The 17894-nt window shown below is 36.0% G+C and carries 18 protein-coding genes; 13 read left to right on the forward strand and 5 right to left on the reverse strand.

Going from position 1 to position 17894, the window contains the following annotated elements; genetic code table 11:
• Window positions 1-7 precede the first annotated feature (7 nt).
• Genes XM47_RS13490 through XM47_RS13505 form a run of 4 tightly spaced genes read right to left on the reverse strand, consistent with a single transcriptional unit; the run spans window position 8 to window position 4555 of the window.
• A complete protein-coding gene (locus tag XM47_RS13490; protein WP_053084569.1) occupies window positions 8-1210 on the reverse strand; it encodes a TIGR03087 family PEP-CTERM/XrtA system glycosyltransferase in 1203 nt (400 codons plus the stop codon).
• A 4-nt stretch (window positions 1211-1214) separates the two neighbouring features.
• Window positions 1215-2249: a FemAB family XrtA/PEP-CTERM system-associated protein gene (locus tag XM47_RS13495; RefSeq protein WP_048693499.1), complete on the reverse strand. Its 1035-nt coding sequence runs from the start codon at window positions 2247-2249 to the stop codon at window positions 1215-1217.
• A gap of 38 nt (window positions 2250-2287) precedes the next feature.
• Window positions 2288-3100 carry an XrtA system polysaccharide deacetylase gene (locus tag XM47_RS13500; RefSeq protein WP_048693552.1) on the reverse strand — a complete coding sequence of 271 codons (813 nt, stop codon included), beginning with the start codon at window positions 3098-3100 and terminating at the stop codon, window positions 2288-2290.
• Window positions 3101-3139: 39 nt separating this feature from the next.
• Window positions 3140-4555, reverse strand: a complete 1416-nt coding sequence (locus tag XM47_RS13505; RefSeq protein ID WP_048693502.1) for a TIGR03013 family XrtA/PEP-CTERM system glycosyltransferase — start codon at window positions 4553-4555, stop codon at window positions 3140-3142.
• Between the two features lie 264 nt (window positions 4556-4819).
• Between XM47_RS13505 and XM47_RS13510 the strand changes: the two genes are divergently transcribed.
• The 4 genes from XM47_RS13510 to XM47_RS13525 are packed head-to-tail and all read left to right on the forward strand — an operon-like array spanning window position 4820 to window position 9527.
• A complete protein-coding gene (locus tag XM47_RS13510) occupies window positions 4820-5443 on the forward strand; it encodes an XrtA/PEP-CTERM system exopolysaccharide export protein (protein WP_048693505.1) in 624 nt (207 codons plus the stop codon).
• Between the two features lie 34 nt (window positions 5444-5477).
• Window positions 5478-7094, forward strand: coding sequence for an XrtA system polysaccharide chain length determinant (locus tag XM47_RS13515; protein ID WP_048693507.1), 1617 nt, complete (start codon window positions 5478-5480; stop codon window positions 7092-7094).
• Window positions 7094-8014: an XrtA-associated tyrosine autokinase gene (locus XM47_RS13520; protein WP_048693509.1), complete on the forward strand. Its 921-nt coding sequence runs from the start codon at window positions 7094-7096 to the stop codon at window positions 8012-8014. The genes XM47_RS13515 and XM47_RS13520 overlap by 1 nt, the downstream gene beginning before the upstream one ends.
• Before the next feature lie 40 nt (window positions 8015-8054).
• Window positions 8055-9527, forward strand: a complete 1473-nt coding sequence (locus tag XM47_RS13525; RefSeq protein WP_149865514.1) for a porin family protein — start codon at window positions 8055-8057, stop codon at window positions 9525-9527.
• A 1-nt stretch (window position 9528) separates the two neighbouring features.
• Here XM47_RS13525 and XM47_RS13530 read toward each other — a convergent pair whose 3' ends face one another.
• Window positions 9529-10443: a hypothetical protein gene (locus tag XM47_RS13530; protein WP_048693513.1), complete on the reverse strand. Its 915-nt coding sequence runs from the start codon at window positions 10441-10443 to the stop codon at window positions 9529-9531.
• Between the two features lie 111 nt (window positions 10444-10554).
• On the opposite strand from XM47_RS13530, the gene tatA reads away from it, so the two are divergent.
• From tatA to XM47_RS13575, 9 genes are all read left to right on the forward strand, one after another.
• Window positions 10555-10794 (forward strand): Sec-independent protein translocase subunit TatA, encoded by a 240-nt coding sequence (gene tatA, locus XM47_RS13535; RefSeq protein ID WP_048693515.1) that lies wholly within the window; start codon window positions 10555-10557, stop codon window positions 10792-10794.
• Window positions 10795-10796: 2 nt separating this feature from the next.
• Window positions 10797-11129, forward strand: coding sequence for a Sec-independent protein translocase protein TatB (tatB, locus tag XM47_RS13540; protein WP_048693518.1), 333 nt, complete (start codon window positions 10797-10799; stop codon window positions 11127-11129).
• Window positions 11130-11131: 2 nt separating this feature from the next.
• Window positions 11132-11902: a twin-arginine translocase subunit TatC gene (gene tatC, locus XM47_RS13545; protein WP_048693520.1), complete on the forward strand. Its 771-nt coding sequence runs from the start codon at window positions 11132-11134 to the stop codon at window positions 11900-11902.
• Entirely contained in the window at window positions 11899-12702 is an 804-nt protein-coding gene (locus XM47_RS13550) for a TatD family hydrolase (RefSeq protein WP_048693523.1), read from the forward strand. Before tatC ends, XM47_RS13550 begins: the two co-directional genes overlap by 4 nt.
• Window positions 12699-13988, forward strand: a complete 1290-nt coding sequence (locus tag XM47_RS13555; protein WP_048693526.1) for a GGDEF domain-containing protein — start codon at window positions 12699-12701, stop codon at window positions 13986-13988. Before XM47_RS13550 ends, XM47_RS13555 begins: the two co-directional genes overlap by 4 nt.
• A 21-nt stretch (window positions 13989-14009) precedes the next feature.
• Window positions 14010-15011 carry a porphobilinogen synthase gene (hemB, locus tag XM47_RS13560; RefSeq protein ID WP_048693529.1) on the forward strand — a complete coding sequence of 334 codons (1002 nt, stop codon included), beginning with the start codon at window positions 14010-14012 and terminating at the stop codon, window positions 15009-15011.
• Window positions 15012-15061: 50 nt separating this feature from the next.
• Window positions 15062-15466, forward strand: a complete 405-nt coding sequence (locus XM47_RS13565) for a hypothetical protein (RefSeq protein WP_048693532.1) — start codon at window positions 15062-15064, stop codon at window positions 15464-15466.
• A gap of 211 nt (window positions 15467-15677) precedes the next feature.
• Window positions 15678-17123, forward strand: coding sequence for a hypothetical protein (locus XM47_RS13570; RefSeq protein ID WP_048693535.1), 1446 nt, complete (start codon window positions 15678-15680; stop codon window positions 17121-17123).
• 201 nt (window positions 17124-17324) lie between these two features.
• Window positions 17325-17720 (forward strand): c-type cytochrome, encoded by a 396-nt coding sequence (locus tag XM47_RS13575; protein WP_412731125.1) that lies wholly within the window; start codon window positions 17325-17327, stop codon window positions 17718-17720.
• Window positions 17721-17894 lie beyond the last annotated feature (174 nt).

The raw sequence follows: 17894 nt of genomic DNA on the forward strand, positions 1-17894 counted from the left end.
TCATTTTTTATAAAATTTTATCTAATGGGGCTAAAACAGCGTCCCATTCATACTTTAGTCGAATCGTATCTAAGTTGTCTTGACCGATCTTTTTACTTAACTGATCATCTTGATACAACAGAGCTATCTTAGCTGCAAATTGCTTTGGTTCAGTTTGGATTAATTCGAGCTGTGAAGCTGGTAGATTAATTCCTTCAGCAGCCATTGGCGTCATAACAATTGGCTTAGAAAGCGCCATTGCTTCTAGTACTTTATTCTGTATACCGCGAGCGATTCTCATCGGTGCAATTGCTGCAAAGGAAGCATTTACATATGGGATTACATCTTTGACTCGACCTGTGACAAATATGTCTTTGCCATTAGCTAAGTTTTTTACCGCTTCGGTTGGGTTTCCGCCAACTATGTAAAATTCTAATTCCGGAATTTGTTGTTTTATAACAGGCCAAACTTCATTTTTAAACCAAACAACAGCGTCAACATTAGCCCAATAATCCATAGCCCCAGTGAAGCATATACTCGGTTTATTAATATCTAACGGTTCAATATCTTTATTATCTATAGAGAAGTACTGAGTATCCACACCATTTAGAACATAACCAACTTTATTATGTAAGCTAATATCAACTAAAGACTTGAAGTGCTCTGCTTCTTGAGGCGAGACAAATAAGCTTGCATTGAACAGCTGACAAATTTTCTTTTCGTAAGCTTCTAACTTTTTATACTCTCTTTTATAGACCCAACGCATAATGCCTTTTTTACCATCTGCATATTGCCTCCATTTATCCGAATCTACGTCGACAAAGTCTATTACTTTATTGATGTGATCATATTCAGGATCTTCTAAATATTGGGCTACAGCAGAAGAGAATATAAAAGCTTTCTCTAGGTTTGAGTTCATATCAACTATTTGTTTTACCCAAGCTGACATTTCCCAATTATGATAATAAGGGAGGGTAATTGGTTTGCCTGTTAAGAAAGACGTTAGCCCTTTTAACGTCGCTCTTTTTTTTGTCAGTGGTAATAATTGAACCGATTTACAATACGTACTTAATTCTTTTTCATACTGCCAGTCGTTCGGATCATCCACAAAGGCACCAAGGTGAACTTCATATTTTTGACTCAAATACTTTAGTATGTTGAATGAGCGAATTTTATCCCCTTTATTTGGTGGAAAAGGGATTCTATGACAGAGAAATAGAATTGGTTCCATTTTACTAACCTAAATACTTGGATAAGAAAGGACCTAAAAATTGACTAACTTTGACGGGAAGTTTTTGCCACATTTTTATGAACATTTGGTATTTTGGGTTATTTGGACTCAAATTAGGCAGCTTTGAAGACTTAACCAAATAGTATTGGTAATGTAACGGTATTGCTTCCATTCCCCAGTGCTTTTTATATTTGAATGAACCAGAATCATTTTTACTTCTGCCAAAGTCAAAATTAGTACAGTTTTTATTTTGTTGAGCGTGACACATTAAAGCGTAATACATCAAGTCATTACTTTTTAGTGCTCTCGCTTCAAATAAACCACCGCCGTAATAAGGCAAGACTTGTTGTTTATAATAAAAACTCATCACAGCCGATGCGATTTTTCCTTCTTTAGCGACTGTCATTAATTCGCATCTTTCGCCAAATTCTTGTTTTAAGTTCTCGAAATATTTGGCTGGAAATACAGGTGTTCCTAAATTTCGGACGCTTTCAGCATATACGTCATGAACCATTTTTGTACTTGCATTAAAATCAGTTTCTAATGATTCTTTTAATGACTGCCTGATTACGGCTCTTTGTTTCTTTTTAACGCCGGCTAAGATTTTGTCATCAGAATCTTCTAGATCGTAAGTGAAGTAGCAGTGAGTATCCTTAGTTAAAAATTTAGGATTATTTTGTTCAGATTTATACCTTAACTCTAAGTGATCTACGTTGAGTTTTTTTGCTATTTCGATCGCTTCATCTTCAAGTTTTGTTTGTACTTCTGGTGAATCTGCAATTGCACCGCCATAAACACAAAAAGGTGTTGAGACTAATGTGTGGCCGAATAAAAAGCTTTTTTGTTCTACTAAGGGTAATAAACCAATGATTTGGTTGTCTTTGTTTGTCGCGTATATATAGTGGCTTTTGTGTTGATATGTTTTCGCTATGACACGCATCCAACCAGATAAGTGGAAAAAAGATCCTTCTTGATGATTATCAACATAATCATCCCAAGCTTTAGAGTCCGAATTTTGGTTAAGTTGATGTATTTGCATGTTTTCCAATTCTTTTTAATTATATCCTGAAACCAGTATTATTTTATTTGATAAACATCTTTCATAGTTGACCAATGGTACCTATCTAACAAAGTAGAAAGCCTACCTTTCATTTTGCTTAAATTTAAGTAATGGCGAAACTTAGATTTAAATGGTGCATCTGTTACTCTTGGCTGTTCTGGATCAATTTCCCAAGGGTGAAAATAAAAAGAGTAGGGTTGTTGTTCTTGCTCTAGATATTTATCGACCAATTTATGAGCTAAAAAGGTAGGGTATAATCTAAAGTAACCACCGCCACCAATTGGCACTTGTTTGCCGCCAAGTTTTAGGGTTGGAACTGGAATTTCGATGATTCCCTCTGGTCGCTCATATTTGAATCTGGGCCAGTGAGGCGTTCCGTATAAATCGTGCTTAACTGGATAGGTACTAGAAGTGTATTTAAAGCCGAGTTCTTTTAGTACTTCGAAAGCCCATTCATTTGATTCATCTATTGAAAAGCTGGGTGCTCTATAGCCAATGACTTCAGCACCTATGGTGTTTTCTAAATGATCTTTTGAACGTAGTACATCCAGTCTAAATTCTTCTCTTGTCTGAGTTGTTGCTCTTTTATGAGCATAACCGTGACTTGCGACTTCGTGCCCTCGATTGTGTATGTCTTTAAGTAATTGAGGATATTGTTCACCGACAGCGCCAAGAATAAAAAAAGTGCCTTTACAACCTTTTGAATCAAATAAATCTAAAAGTTCATAGGTATTTTTTTCTACTCTTTGTGGCAGTGTTGCCCAGTCATCTCGGGTAAATTGTTTCTCAAAAGCAGAAACATGGTAATAATCTTCAACATCCACTGTCATTGCATTTTTAATCTCAAACTTTTTTTGTGCAATCACAGGTTATCTACCTTTTCCGAATAAAATAACTTCTACCGTTCTTAAAAGAATAAGTAAATCAAATAAAATAGATCTGTGTTTTATATAGTAAAGATCAAATTTTAATTTTTCGATTGTGTCGTCACTTGTTGAGCCATAAGGATACTTTAATTGTGCCCAACCAGTTAAACCTGGCTTAACGTTATGACGTTGGTTGTAATAAGGTATTTGTTTTATAAAGTCAGTCACAAACTGTGGACGTTCTGGCCTCGGCCCGACAAATCCCATTTCGCCTTTTAATACGTTGAATATTTGTGGTAATTCATCTATTCGGTACTTTCTAATAAAAGCACCAATCTTTGTTGTTCTATTGTCATTTTTCTGAGCAAATTGAGCACCACCTTTTTCAGCGTCTGGTCTCATGCTTCTAAATTTTATTATTTTAAATACTCGACCATCTAGACCAACTCTTTCTTGTTTGTAAAATACCGATGCACCTGTTTTTCTGCCGTCTTCTAAGTAAATCCAAATTGCAGTGAAGATCATGATTGGCCAAGTGAGCATAACAACGAATAAGCCCATGAAGGCATTAAAAAGGTAATCTACAGATTCTCTTAAATGGTTTGTTGTTCTGAAACCATTTGAGTATATAACCCAACTAGGATAAATAAGGTTTACTGCAACTTGACCAGTTTCTCGTTCGATGAAGTCAAGAATATCTGTTATTTCAATGCCGCGAATTTTAAAGTTAAATAAAGCTTGAAGTGGTAATGCATCTCTTCTTTCATCACAGGCGATTACGATTTCATGGATGTCATTCTCAATCACAAATTTTTCAATATCTTCGTGAATATTAATATCGACAACAGTTTCGTTTTTAATACCTTTGCATTTATCGCCATCTAAAGGAATAAAACCAACTAAATTTATACCTCTTCTGTCGGCTTTACGGCGCATTCTTTTCTCGATAATAGAAGCTCTTTCACCTGCTCCAATAATTAAAACGTCCTTTTTAGAAAATCCAAACCACTCATTATTCATGATTAGCATTCTAAAACCTGTCAAAGACAGAACACTTAAAGCCCCTGCAATTGCAATGAATATGGCATTTACTTTTAGATCAGGTACTAGATTTAATAAGACACCTTCATGAAGAAAGAACGCAATACCAACACTGACTAGTATTCTTCTGGAAACCCCACGGATAGATTCTCTTAACCTGAGCTCATACAAACCAACAGATAAAAGTGAAAATTGTGTGATTAACACAAAAATTAGTATGTTTGATAGGTGAACTTGCACCGCAGAGAAATTGTTAAAAGGGTATTGCAGAGATGAAAGATACAGAGCTATATAACTAACAATACATAAAATTGTTGTTTCAATTACAATGAGTGGTTTTATTTTTTGGTGTGTATGACCAGCGTAGGTATAAGCCATTTTTTATTATTTCCAATATCCTGCTGAATTTGTTAAGGGACTAATCAAATTGGGTTTTTATATGATCAGACTTAAATTTGTTGTGAGTATACTACGCAGAATCTACAACAACAATATGAAGCAGAGAAGCTTTGTCGACTAATACCAGATAATTCAATAAACAATGGAGAGAATTTAAACATTGATTGATTTAATTTTGCATTGCTCTATTATTGCAGCAGTTTGTTTTATTCGGCTAAATGATAGTGAAAAGGAACGTCTTTGATGAACAATAAAATATTAAAACTTTTTGTTGTAAGCTCAATTTTATTTATAAATGCTTGCTCAAATAATTATTTACCGACAGCCACACTTTACGCCTCGAAAACTTCAGACATTTCTCAATACAATTACTTAATTGGTCCGGGTGATTCTTTAAATATATTTGTATGGCGAAACGCGGAAATATCAGGGACTTTTACTGTAAGGCCTGATGGTAAAATAACAACTTCTCTTGTTGAAGATATACCTGTTTCTGGCAAAACACCAACTCAGCTCGCTCGAAATATTGAACAAATATTGAGTACTTATATCAAAGATCCTATCGTGACAGTTAGTGTTGGTGGCTTTGTTGGCCCATATAGTGAACAGGTTAGAATCATAGGTCAAGCATCTGAACCTAAAGCTATTAATTATAGAGAGCAGATGACTTTGTTAGACCTAATGGTTGAAGTCGGTGGTTTAACTGAATTTGCCGATGGCGATTCAGCTAAGTTAATCCGGATTGTTGCAGGCGAGCAAGTTACATATGATTTAAGAATAAGCCAATTGATTAATCAAGGTGATATCAAAGCAAATGTTGATTTGTTACCTGGTGATATCATCATTGTCCCTGAAGCTTGGTTTTAATTAATACTGAAATGCGATTAGAGGTTTTGTTTTAATGGATAATATCCAACAGACGATAGAAGAGATTATCGGCTATATAAAAGGGATATGGATCAAGAAGCGATTCATTATCGTTTCTACGTGGTTGTTATGCCCGCTAACTTGGTTATATGTTGCTAATATGCCTGATGTTTATCAGTCTTCAGCTAAGGTTTTTGCTGATACCAGGTCTATTCTTCAACCCTTATTAAGAGGGTTAGCTTTGCAAACTAATATAGATCAAGAGCTCCAATTAATGGCTAAAACCTTATTGAGTCGACCAAATCTAGAAAAAATAGCAAGAAATACTGATTTAGATATCAAAACGAAGAATGATGCTGAGTATCAAGCTTTACTTAATATGTTAAAGAAGGAAATTAGATTCAATACTTCTGGACGTGAGAATATTTATACTATTAAGTTTGAGCACTCAGATCCTAAAATTGCGAAGCGAGTAGTGGAAGAAACTTTAACCTTGTTTGTCGAATCAACACTAGGTTCAAACAGGCAAGGGTCCGACACTGCAAATAAATTTCTTGATTCTCAAATAGCAGAATTCGAAAAGCGTTTGGCGTCATCGGAAATACGCTTGTCTGACTTTAAACGAAAACATTCAGACATTTTAGTACAAAGCACAGGCGGTGTTTATGGACAACTTTCTAAGCTTAATCAAGAGTTAGAAAATATCAACCTGAGGTTAGATGAAACTGAGTCTAGATTAACGCAAGCTGAAAGTGCTTGGGAAAAGTCAAAAACTGTCACATCTACTGGTCCAAATAATTCGGCAATTGAAACTCAGTTTGATTCTAGAATCGAGTCTTTAAGAGTTAAATTGGATGACTTATTGATCAAGTATACAGATCGACATCCTGATGTGATTGAGTCTAGAAGTGTTCTCCAAAGATTAGAAACGTTAAGAGAAAGTGAAATTGCAAATTATCAGAAATCAATTAACACTGATTCGCCAGAACTTTCAAATGTACAAGGTCGAGTCGGTCAAGAGTTAGTTATTTCTATCCAAAACTTGAAAAATGAAATCGCTTCCTTAACCGTTAGAAAAAAATCTTATCAAGCTAAAATAGCATCTCTAAAAGATAAAATGGATTTAATCCCTCAGATTGAAGCTGAGATGGTTGGCTTGAATCGAGATTACGATATTACAAAATCTAAGCACAGGGAACTTCTGAATAGGCGTGAATCAGTATTAATGTCACAACAGGCAGATTTACAATCAGATGATGTTCAATTCCGAGTCATTGAACCACCAATGAAGGCCCTTAAGCCTTCTGGTCCTAAAAGAATGGTGTATTATGTATTAATTCTTGTGCTTGGGTTTGGTTCAGGGATTGCCGTAGCTTTTTTAATTAGCCAGATGCAACCCGTTATTTTGCGACCTTCTCAATTAACTAAGCTGACAGGTGTACCGGTTCTAGGGACAATTTCGCATGCAAATTTAGCCGAATTGAATCAAATCGAAAATAAGAAAACGATGTTCTTTTGGGCTTCTAATAGTATTATTCTTATTGGGTTTGCTGGCTTAGTTGTGATGGACATTATGGGGTATAGATTAAACAGCGAGTTCCTGAATCGCTTATTTGAAGTCGCTTCTCAACAGGTGAGGTCTTTCTTATAATGAGTACTATTGAAAAAGCTTTAGCTAAGAAAAAATTATCTGCTTCAGCACCTAAGCCTGATGCTATAGACGAACAAGCTAATGAGCCGCTGATACCAGCTCACGCGACAGAGGAACGTCAGGTTGAACCTAAGGTCTCTACCTCTAGTGAGACTCAGAAGTTTGATGCTAAGAAATCATTAATATTTCCTTTAGAAAAGCTAGATGAGCTAGGTTATGTATCTGTTAGCTCTAAAAGAAAACTAGTTAACGAAGAGTTGAGGGCAATTAAGCGTAAATTATTAAATAATGCTTTTGGAGGACTCTCTAAAACGCTTAAAGGTGGTAATTTAATAACTGTATCTAGTACTCGACCAGGCGAAGGTAAGTCCTTCACAGCAATCAACCTTGCGCTTTCGATTGCTCTTGAGCAAGATAAAACGGTTCTTTTGGTTGATGCTGATGTCTTAAAGCCCTCAGTGAGTAAAAAGCTGGAAGTCACAGAGCAGGTTGGCGATGGATTGATGGAGTATTTGTTGGATGAAGTACAAGATGTTAAAGATATTATGTACTCAACCAACTTGGATAACTTAAAGTTTATTCCTGCTGGTCGACCGAGTCACTTATCTACAGAGTTACTTGCCAGCCAGAAAATGGCAGATCTTGCCGAAGAGTTTATTACTCGCTACCCTGATCGTGTTGTGATTATGGATTCTCCACCACTACTAGGTATCAATGAAACAGTTGTTGTTGCAAACCTTTCTGGACAAGTTGTCATTGTAGTGGAAGAAGAAAAAACAAAAGTTTCTGAGTTAAAAGCTGCAGTAGCCCAATTGGATAAAGACAAAGCGATTGGCTTTGTTATGAACAAATCTAAAAAGCAAAGCTCTGATTCAGGCTATGGATATGGATACGCATATGCTTATGCTGGGAAAGAATAAATTTTTCTACTTATTTGCTCTTATGATAATAGTTCCTTGCTTGAAATCTTATGCAGGGCAACTTGAATTAGGTGCAAGAACAGCGATTGATTACTATAACGTGGAGGTCGAGAGCCTCCAGTTAGGCTCGATTAATGAAAATGTGACTAAGTATGGCTTAAATTTATCTAGTGAATTTGATAGTAAAAAAGCAGATATTAAAGCAACTGCAGCCTATTCATACATTACGCACAGTGAAACTGACGACGCTAAAGAGAAATTTTTTAATTATAATTTAAGCTCTGAATTAAAAATTATAGGGGATTCACTGAAACTCTTAAATTCTAAAAGTTTATCTCAAAGAGTTTCGAGTTCACAACAAGGTGTGTTTAGTGATGAAATAGTTGGTTCTGAAAATCTCGTGGATGTGAATAGCACTTCCTCTAGTTTGATTTACAGCATTCCAAATCCACGAGTCATTCGATTAAATGCGAATCTCTCGTATAAATCGACTAAAGCGGACTCATTAGAAGATTCAGCAACCCCCCAACAATCATCTGCTCTGCTAAATACAGATACTTCCAGTTTTAGTTTATTTGTTGGTAGTGGTAGTTCGCCTCGAGCAGTAAACTGGGGCATTAATATGGGGAGCTCAACGTCTGAGAGAGGAGAGTCGCTGAATACTTATAAAACTAATTTTTTGTCTGCTAATTTGGCCGTGGGCTTTAACCCCATGTTATCTTGGGTTTCAAATGCTTCGGTTAACAAAAATGAGTTAGACGGAGGTGGCTTTATTGGCGAGCAAGATCTAAATTTCACTCAATTGGGGACTGGCCTGGAATGGAGCTTTATTAGAGATAGTTCACTTAGTATTTTTGCTAAAACTTCAAAGTCGGGTGAGCAAGAGCGTCGGAATTATATTGCTGGTGAGTTTAATTGGGTGTTATCTAAGAGAACTTCGCTTAAGTTGTCAGTTGATAGGAATCAATTTGGTGAAACCTATGGTTTTAATTTTCAATTAGCAAACCGTTATATTCAATCAAGTGCTAATTATAGAGAAGGGATCGATATTAACTCTAACCAATCGAGTGCTTTTAGTACTGAGTTAAATGATGAAGTTGTAAGAGTTAATAATGGATTCTTCAATCTAACATACGACAACTTAAGGAAGGTAAAAATTTCAGCTAGAGTGTCATATTCTAAGCAAGAATCATTAGAGCAAACTCAGTCAATTAATAGTAATCGAAAAACAAATGGATTAAGTCTAAGCCTTCAATATCAACTTTCAAGAAAATCAAGTTTTAATGCTTCTTTTAGACAAAATGACATACTTTATTTTATACCAGAAGGGAGCGTTTTGAATGTGAATGAAAGGAAAGATGAAAACCAATCACTTAGCTTTACTCTTGATACTAAATTATCAAGGAGACTAAATTCAAAGGTTGAATTATCTAAAAGAAAAAGAATTTCGAATGAATTAAACGCAGACACAGCAGATAACAGAATTAACCTAAGTGTTAGTTATCAATATTAAGTTATCCAAAGTTCAGTTCAATCCTCAGCGCTATTCCTAAGGTTTGCTTGAATTCTCTGGTTTTTGGATAATGTATGAATGGCTCTATTTCATAATAAAACCAATCGCGTAGGGCCTGCTGCCTATAGCGGATAAATACCCCTTTGTTTTCTAGTTGGTAGCCCTGCTCAATATTACCAGTGTAGAAAATACCTTTGACCACAGCGGCTTTTTCATTTAATTGATAATAGTAAAGTAAGCTGTGGCGCCATGTTGTTAAATCTTCTTCTGATTCATGATCCCATCGATTGTTGAGTTGCCACATACAGTCTTTAGAACACTGCCATTCAAAATTGAATAAGAGTCGATAATGCCAGCCATGTCGAAGGTAATAATATATTGATGGCTCAATAATGGTTTGAAAGCTGTCAGTGTGTTGAAAATTTCTTCTGTATCGAGTTCTTAAATATATATCAGCCCCTTTACCCAAGCCAAGGCGAGTGGTGATATATTTCTTTTTAGTTGCGGAATGGGTAAAGCGTATGGCTAAGTTTAAATCATCATCTTTATTATTTTCGATATCACTAATGACTTCGTCTGCTGTTGAATCTCGATTGGTATCGTCATGATCAGAGAAAATAACATCCCATTTATTTTTTAGATTCGGTAACTTAGCCTTTAGTTTAATTCTATGCTCTAGACCTGCGAGGTTGGTTTCAGCAGGGACATATCCTAGCCTTAATTTTGCTGTAGCCTGTGCTTTTTCAAGCGTTTTCTCTTGTTTAAAAAAACCATCAAACCAGTTGGCACTTTGGTAAATTGAACTACTCACACCTTGGTGCAGGTTATCAAGCCATTTTTTATCATTACTTTTGGCTTCAGAGGCAAATAAACCAGTCGAAATGAATAAAAAACACAACAATATGATTTGAGTCATTGGCAAACTATACCGAGTTACTTTAAGATACAGCAAACTAATAAAGTTTGGGTATGTTTGTTTATTTAATTGCAAATATGACCTCACTTACAACTTAAACTGGAGTTATTAATGCTTGGTGGAATTAGTATCTGGCAATTAGTCATTGTATTAATCATAGTCGTATTATTGTTTGGTACCAAAAAGCTTAAAAATTTAGGCAAAGATTTAGGTGGAGCGGTTAAAGGCTTTAAAGATGAATTCAAAGGTGAAGATAATGCCTCGGATACCCCTGAAGAGTCAAAAAAAATAACCGAACAAGAATCAGCTAAATTAAAAGAAACCATTACTAATAAAGAAAAAGCTGAGTAGTTATGCTTGATATTGGATTTTGGGAGTTAGTCATAATTGCGGTTTTGGCACTGGTTGTACTCGGGCCAGAACGATTACCAAGCGCAGCTCGCTCTATTGCTAAGACGGTTAGAAATCTTAAACAAACCGCCAATAACCTAAAATCAGAACTTAATCATGAACTTCGCGTCTCTGAGCTTCATCAGCAATTGAAAGAAGCAGAAAAAAAAGGGATGCAAGGTCTAAATGATAAAGAAAACTCAGCAATTAAAGAGCTTGAAGAAGCTGCAGCCGAAGTTAATCAGGGATATAAAAACCTGGTAAATGAAAATTCTGATAAAAGTGAAAAGAACTAAAGATGAGTGAACAGCCGCTAATTGCGCATTTAACAGAACTCAGAAATCGGTTAGTTAAAGTTGTTATTTTTGTCTTATTGATATTTGTTGCAGCAGTCAGTTTTGCTAATGACATTTATCATTTGATAGCTTTACCTTTGATTCAATCACTGCCTGAATCGACAACTATGATCGCAACAGGGGTTGCAACGCCATTTTTAACGCCTTTTAAGTTAACTATGGTGTTATCCATTTTTGCGGCTATGCCTTATGCGCTATACCATATTTGGTCCTTTATCGCACCGGCTTTATATCAACACGAAAAACGTTTAATTGCCCCTTTGCTATTTAGTTCCTCGTTTTTGTTTTACGCTGGGATAGCATTTGCTTATTGGGTTGTTTTTCCGTTAGCGTTTCCGTTTTTTGTTGGCTCAGCCCCTGAGGGGGTAACTGTCTCGACTGATATTAATAGCTACTTAGACTTTGTTTTAAAGCTGTTTTTTGCGTTTGGTCTTGCTTTTCAAATTCCAATAGCGACAATTTTATTGGTTTGGGCTGGCGTGACCACGCCTCAGCAGCTTGCAGAGAAACGAAGATTTGTGATTGTAGGTGTATTTGTTGCTGGGATGCTACTGACGCCACCTGATGTTATTTCTCAAACTTTACTCGCTTTACCTATGTGGTTGTTATATGAAATAGGTCTACTTGCTTCTCGCTTTTATCAAAAGAGAGATACAGACGAAGAGGACGATGAAGCTGAAGAAGACGATAATACAGAAGTTGAAAACAAGTGAAGCTATTTGATATCGGTATCAATTTAACCAATAAACAGTTTGATCTAGATCGAGAGGCTGTTATTCATCAGGCTATGTTAAGTGGCGTTGAGCGTATGGTTATAACTGGAACTGATATAGACGAATCTATTACTGCGAATCAGCTTTGCAAGGGGTTTGATGGGCTTTATTCTACAGCGGGGATTCATCCTCATGATGCTAGTCAAGCCCCAGCTGAGTTTGTTGAAGATATTAAAAATTTATATTTAAATAATCAGAATGTAGTGGCGATAGGTGAGTGTGGCTTAGACTTTAATCGAAATTATTCACCTCAAGATATCCAGCTAAGCGTTTTTCAACAGCAACTCATATTAGCTTCAGAACTGGATGCACCTATTTTTAGTCATCAACGCGATGCTCACAATGCTTTCATTCAAGTGCTAGATAATGTTGCGATTAAGCCAAATCGGCTAGTTGTCCATTGTTTTACTGGTAGTGAAGCTGAGCTAAATGAATATATTGACAGAGGTTATTATATCGGAATAACTGGTTGGATTTGCGATGAGCGAAGAGGCAAATCAGTTTTGGATATTGTGCCTTTGATCCCAAATGATCGGCTACTAATTGAGACTGATTCACCGTTCTTAATACCAAGAGATTTAAAGCCTAAACCCAAATCTAGACGTAATCTACCCGAATACTTACCGCATATCCTACAGACGATTGCTGAAGTAAAAGAAGTCGATACTGAAGCCTTAGCGTCACAAGTTTGGCACAATAGCTGTGAGTTTTTTAAGTTATCAAAAGAGAGCTGCTTATGATGACGTTCACGTCGGCTTTTGTATTAGGCTTTAGTTTTATTCTTGCCATCAGTGGTTTTTTATTTTGTTACTTAACGAAGAAAAATAATTTTTTATTTATCTCTGTTTATAGCTTTGCTGCTAGCTTTATTGCGCTCGATTTTTATTTTGAGGTTAATCTTGGCCAAATAAATCCGATATTTAAATTTGCTGCGATAGGCTTGTATTGTTTTTCTTTTACCCTGTTATTTAATGCCGTCTCTGCTCAAACAATCAAATTCAAATCGATTCGATGGCTTATCATTCCAATGCTTTTTCCAAGCGTCATTTCTTATTACCATATTCAATTCGCAACTTGGCTTATACTTGCAGTTAGTTTGAGTGCTTTAGTTTATACATATTTGAGAGTAGTAAACACCCTGCCTAAACTTGCCATTAAAGCTCTGTTTATAAATATCATTTTTCTAGTTGGCTTAGTGTTGAACTTGTTTCCACAGTTATTATCTCACGCGGAGTTAAGTCAAAACCTTGTATTGATTACGGTTGTTTTACTTGGTGCCTGCTATAGCTACATCATTTTTTCTGAGTATATATTAAAGCAGCAAGTTCTAATTTCAGATCAGGACGCTAGGTTAACTAAAACAGAAAAAGAAAAACTTGAATATTATGCGTTACTTCAATCTCAGGAGGAAGAGTACCAGTTACTTGAAGTCGAAATGCAAGAGCGTAATTTTGAATTGCAAGAAACCCTAAGGGAGCTGCAAGATAAAAACTCAGAGCTCGAAAAAATTAATACTATAGATGCGCTGACACAAGTGAAGAATAGACGCTTCTTTGATCAAAAAATGCTTGCTGAATTTAGACGAGGGCGCAGAGAGCAGTCTTGGCTAAGTATTATAATGTTGGATGTTGATCACTTTAAGTCGGTCAATGATGAGTATGGACATTTAGCGGGTGATCAAGTGTTAATTTATTTGGCTAAAGTCATTAAAAAGCTACTCTGCCGACCATCAGATTGCTTGTGTCGTTATGGCGGTGAAGAGTTTGCCATTATTTTACCTAACACACCTTCTCAAGGGGCGTTTCAGGTAGCAGAAAACATGCGGCAAGCAATTGAATCCGAGACATTTGAAACAAGTGAAGCCAATTTAAACATTACGGCTAGTTTCGGTATTGCTACGATTAAAGTTGAACCTAGTTCAGATATAGAGCAAACCATTAATTCTGCAGATAAAGCTTTATATTATTCAAAAAAGAATGGCCGAAACAAAGTCAGCTTAGCAGAAGAAGTTATTAATTTAAGTTAATCCTAGAATCGAGTTATTACTATGAACCTATCTCCATTTCCTTTAGCAAGAATGCGCCGTATGCGTAAAGACGATTTTAGTCGTAGATTAATGGCAGAAAATCAGATTACGGCTAATGATTTAATTTATCCTATGTTTGTTGTGGAGGGTAAAGATAGACTTGAAACTGTAGATTCTATGCCTGGTGTTTCTCGTATGTCGATAGACTTACTGCTAAAAGAAGCTGAAACTTTAGTTGAACTAGGTATTCCGGCTATCGCATTATTTCCAGTGACGCCTGCAGAAAAAAAATCTCTCATGGCTGAAGAAGCATGGGCCGAAGATGGTTTAGCGCAAAAAACGGTGCGAGCTTTAAAGTCTGAATTCCCAGAGTTAGGTGTGATTACAGATGTTGCATTAGATCCATTCACATTACATGGACAAGATGGAATTATTGATGATGATGGCTACGTATTAAATGATGTGACTACAGAGATATTAGTTAAACAGGCGTTATCACACGCTGAAGCTGGAGCTGATATTGTTGCGCCATCGGATATGATGGATGGGCGTATTGCCGCGATCCGAAATGCACTTGAAGATAACCAGCAAGTTAATACTAAAATACTAGCTTATTCAGCTAAGTATGCATCAGCTTATTATGGACCATTTAGAGATGCAGTTGGCTCTGCAGGTAATTTAAAAGGCGCGGATAAGAAAAATTATCAAATGGATCCAGCAAATAGTGACGAAGCGTTAAGAGAAGTTGCGCTAGATATTGCAGAAGGTGCCGACATGGTGATGGTTAAACCTGGCATGCCGTATTTAGATATTGTCCGAAGAGTAAAAGATACTTATAAAGTGCCAACATTTGCCTATCAAGTATCAGGCGAGTACGCCATGCATAAAGCTGCTATACAAAATGGTTGGTTAGATGAAAGAGCTTGTGTTACTGAATCTTTACTAGCATTTAAGCGTGCGGGTGCCGATGGTATATTGACCTATTTTGCGAAAGATATGGCGAGCTGGTTGAAAGATCGTTAGAAAGCATCCATATTAAATTAAGCTGTAATTTAATATTAGCAGGGATTGCAATGAAAACTCATTATTGTTCTTTTGGAGTAATGCTTCAACATGATAGCCATCTTGTCGAATTTTGCGTTAATGAAGGCATAGAGCTAACGGACAACATGGTTGATGAAGCTGCGATTATTTTATCGCAGCATTTTCAATACCCACACATCTCTTTAGTGAATAAAACTAACTCATATACCTATTCCTATTCAGCATTAAAAGTGCTGAACAAAATATTTAGTCCAGTTGCGACCGCTATTTATGGCGATTGCTCATCCGCGAGCATTAGTATTAATACAATTAAATCTTTGCCTTGGAATAAGGGTTGGCTGGTTCAGTGTTTTTCAGACAAAGAATCTGCAATATCTTGGTTAATTGAACAGCAGAGGCAATTTAATTCACAAAGCGTTAAAATGGGAACTTAATTGCTTTTAACGAGTCCATTTACCCAGATTAGTTAAATAATTAAGTTTTATCTTTTATTTATGCTGATTAGGTAGATTCTTGTTTAATCAATGTCCAAATAAGTCTATTATTAGCGCCGTTTATATTTAACTATGTTTTCAATACTCAAAGTAATTTTAAAATTGAACGTGGTTTACAAATCTAAGAATATCGAGTTACTAAGGGGTACTCATGCGTATGTTTAAAGTTGGAATGCCTGCTCTAATGTTAGGAGCTGCTTCTATTTTGTCTGCTTGTGGTGGTAGCGATTCAGACAACACAGTTGAGAAAAGTTATTTAACTTATTACAACTTATCTTCTAATGCACCTATCACAACCATTTATTCTGATGATAGCTCTATTACAAGTGTAAGTTATTTGAACACTTCAGGCCGACGCACACTGGCTACAGGTTCTCAAGATATTAAATTATGTGTGGAAGAAGATGAGATTGAATCTTGCTTGTATGAGCAAGCTATCGACTTTAAAGCAAATGATCTTAATTTTTTAGTTTCGGTTGGTACTTTAGCTGAAACAGGTGGTGATGAGCCTTTAATGTTTACTTTTTCAAGTGAACTACCAGAAGATAACTATGTTAAATTTAACTTAATAGACTTAGCTAAAATTTGTCATGAAAGTGACATGTGTGCTGACAATATTGACGTGACTTTTTATGATGCAGGCACTGCAAATGTTGTAGATTCAATGCAAGCTAGTTATGGTCAAGCGACAACAAAAAGCATTGTTGAAGGTACTTACGATATTGTTGTGACGAGTGGCGATGAAGAGTTAATTCGTACAGATGCTTCTTCTTTATATTCAAGCGCATCAGCTGGGATTAACGTGTTTTTTGCTATCACAGATAGAGTTATAAATAATCAAGATAATGTTGCTTTAGTATTATTAAGTGCAGCGTCATCAACACCATTTACCTATTCAAACGAAAAATTAGAGTCTTATTTCAGAGTTTACAATAGCTTAGATTCTTTAGGCACTTATGATTTAGTTGATAACGTATTAGATACGCCAGTAAAATTAGTTGATGCTAAAGCATCTGATACTTTGACTGACTCAGCAGCTGTTACGCCTAAAGATTATACAGTTGATTTGGTTTCAAGTGATTTAAGCAACACTGCTTTTACAGGTCGAAAACTTGCTTTAACGCGTGGTGCGGATAATACGATTGTTTATTACCGTAATGATTTAGGCAAGGTGCAGACGGTTACTTTTGCTAATATCGAAAGGCCAGAAACGTCAAATCACTATATCTACTTTGTTAATCTTTTAAATGATTCAGTGTTAAAGCATTATCCAGATGAAGATAATGAAACACCAGATTCAATTAGTTTGTTTTTAACTAAAGATGGTAACTTTGATGCAGCGAATCCTAGTTCTTTTGAGTTAGGTGATGTAAGTAATGCACTGATTACCTCTGGCACTTATACAGTTAAGGTTGCTGTTGTTGCTGGCGTTAATGCTGGTAAAGATGAATACACTGTAATTAAACAGCTAAATAGTCAAACCTTCGGTGAAGGTGGCATGACTGGTGATTATATTTTAATTGCTGAGCCTGTAGATGATAGCGCAGATACAGCTGCTGTCGGAGCTGGTGTTAAGATAACATTACATAAGATGTAATCAAAAGCGAGCCAAATGGCTCGCTTTTTGTTTTAACACAAGTTATTTGGTTTAAGAACGGCGAAAAAATCAAAAAAAGTACTCAATATCATAATATTTTCGCTATAATCCATGCAAAAGTAAGCTGATGTATTTTCAATAAGTATCACAGCTTATACAAATTAACTACTTTTTTAATGCACGGAGAATTTTGTGGGCATTTTGAATAAACAATTTAAAGCGATTGCTGTGCTATCAGCTTTACTAACAAGTGTTTCTGTTGGTGCTGATGACATGTCATACGATTCAATAAAAGAACGAATTAAACCTGTAGGCTCGGTTAATTTAGCTGGTGCTGATGCTCAAGCTGCCGGCGGTGCTCGTTCTCCTGAAGATATATTTAATAGCTCTTGTACAGCTTGCCATACCGCTGGCGTGTTAGGCGCTCCAAAGCCAAACAATGCCAGTGACTGGAAACCAAGATTAGAACAAGGCATGGACGTTGTATTAGAGCATGCAATTAAAGGCTTTAATGCTATGCCGCCAAAAGGTACATGTATGGCTTGTTCAGATGATGAAATTAAAGCTGTAATAGAGTTTATGATTAAAGATCTTTAATCGCTAAAACCTTTTGATAAAAAACCGCTTTAATAGCGGTTTTTTTGTATCTCGAATATTAATAATCACATAAATGTTACATTTCTCTTTTCTTCACTGGTGCACTTAAGAAAAGCAGGTTAAACTTATTTTGAATGTTTTTTGAACTTTTAGTTAATGTTTATCTTCAAAAAA

It is taken from the genome of Catenovulum maritimum (assembly GCF_001050375.1).
Classification (GTDB): domain Bacteria; phylum Pseudomonadota; class Gammaproteobacteria; order Enterobacterales; family Alteromonadaceae; genus Catenovulum; species Catenovulum maritimum.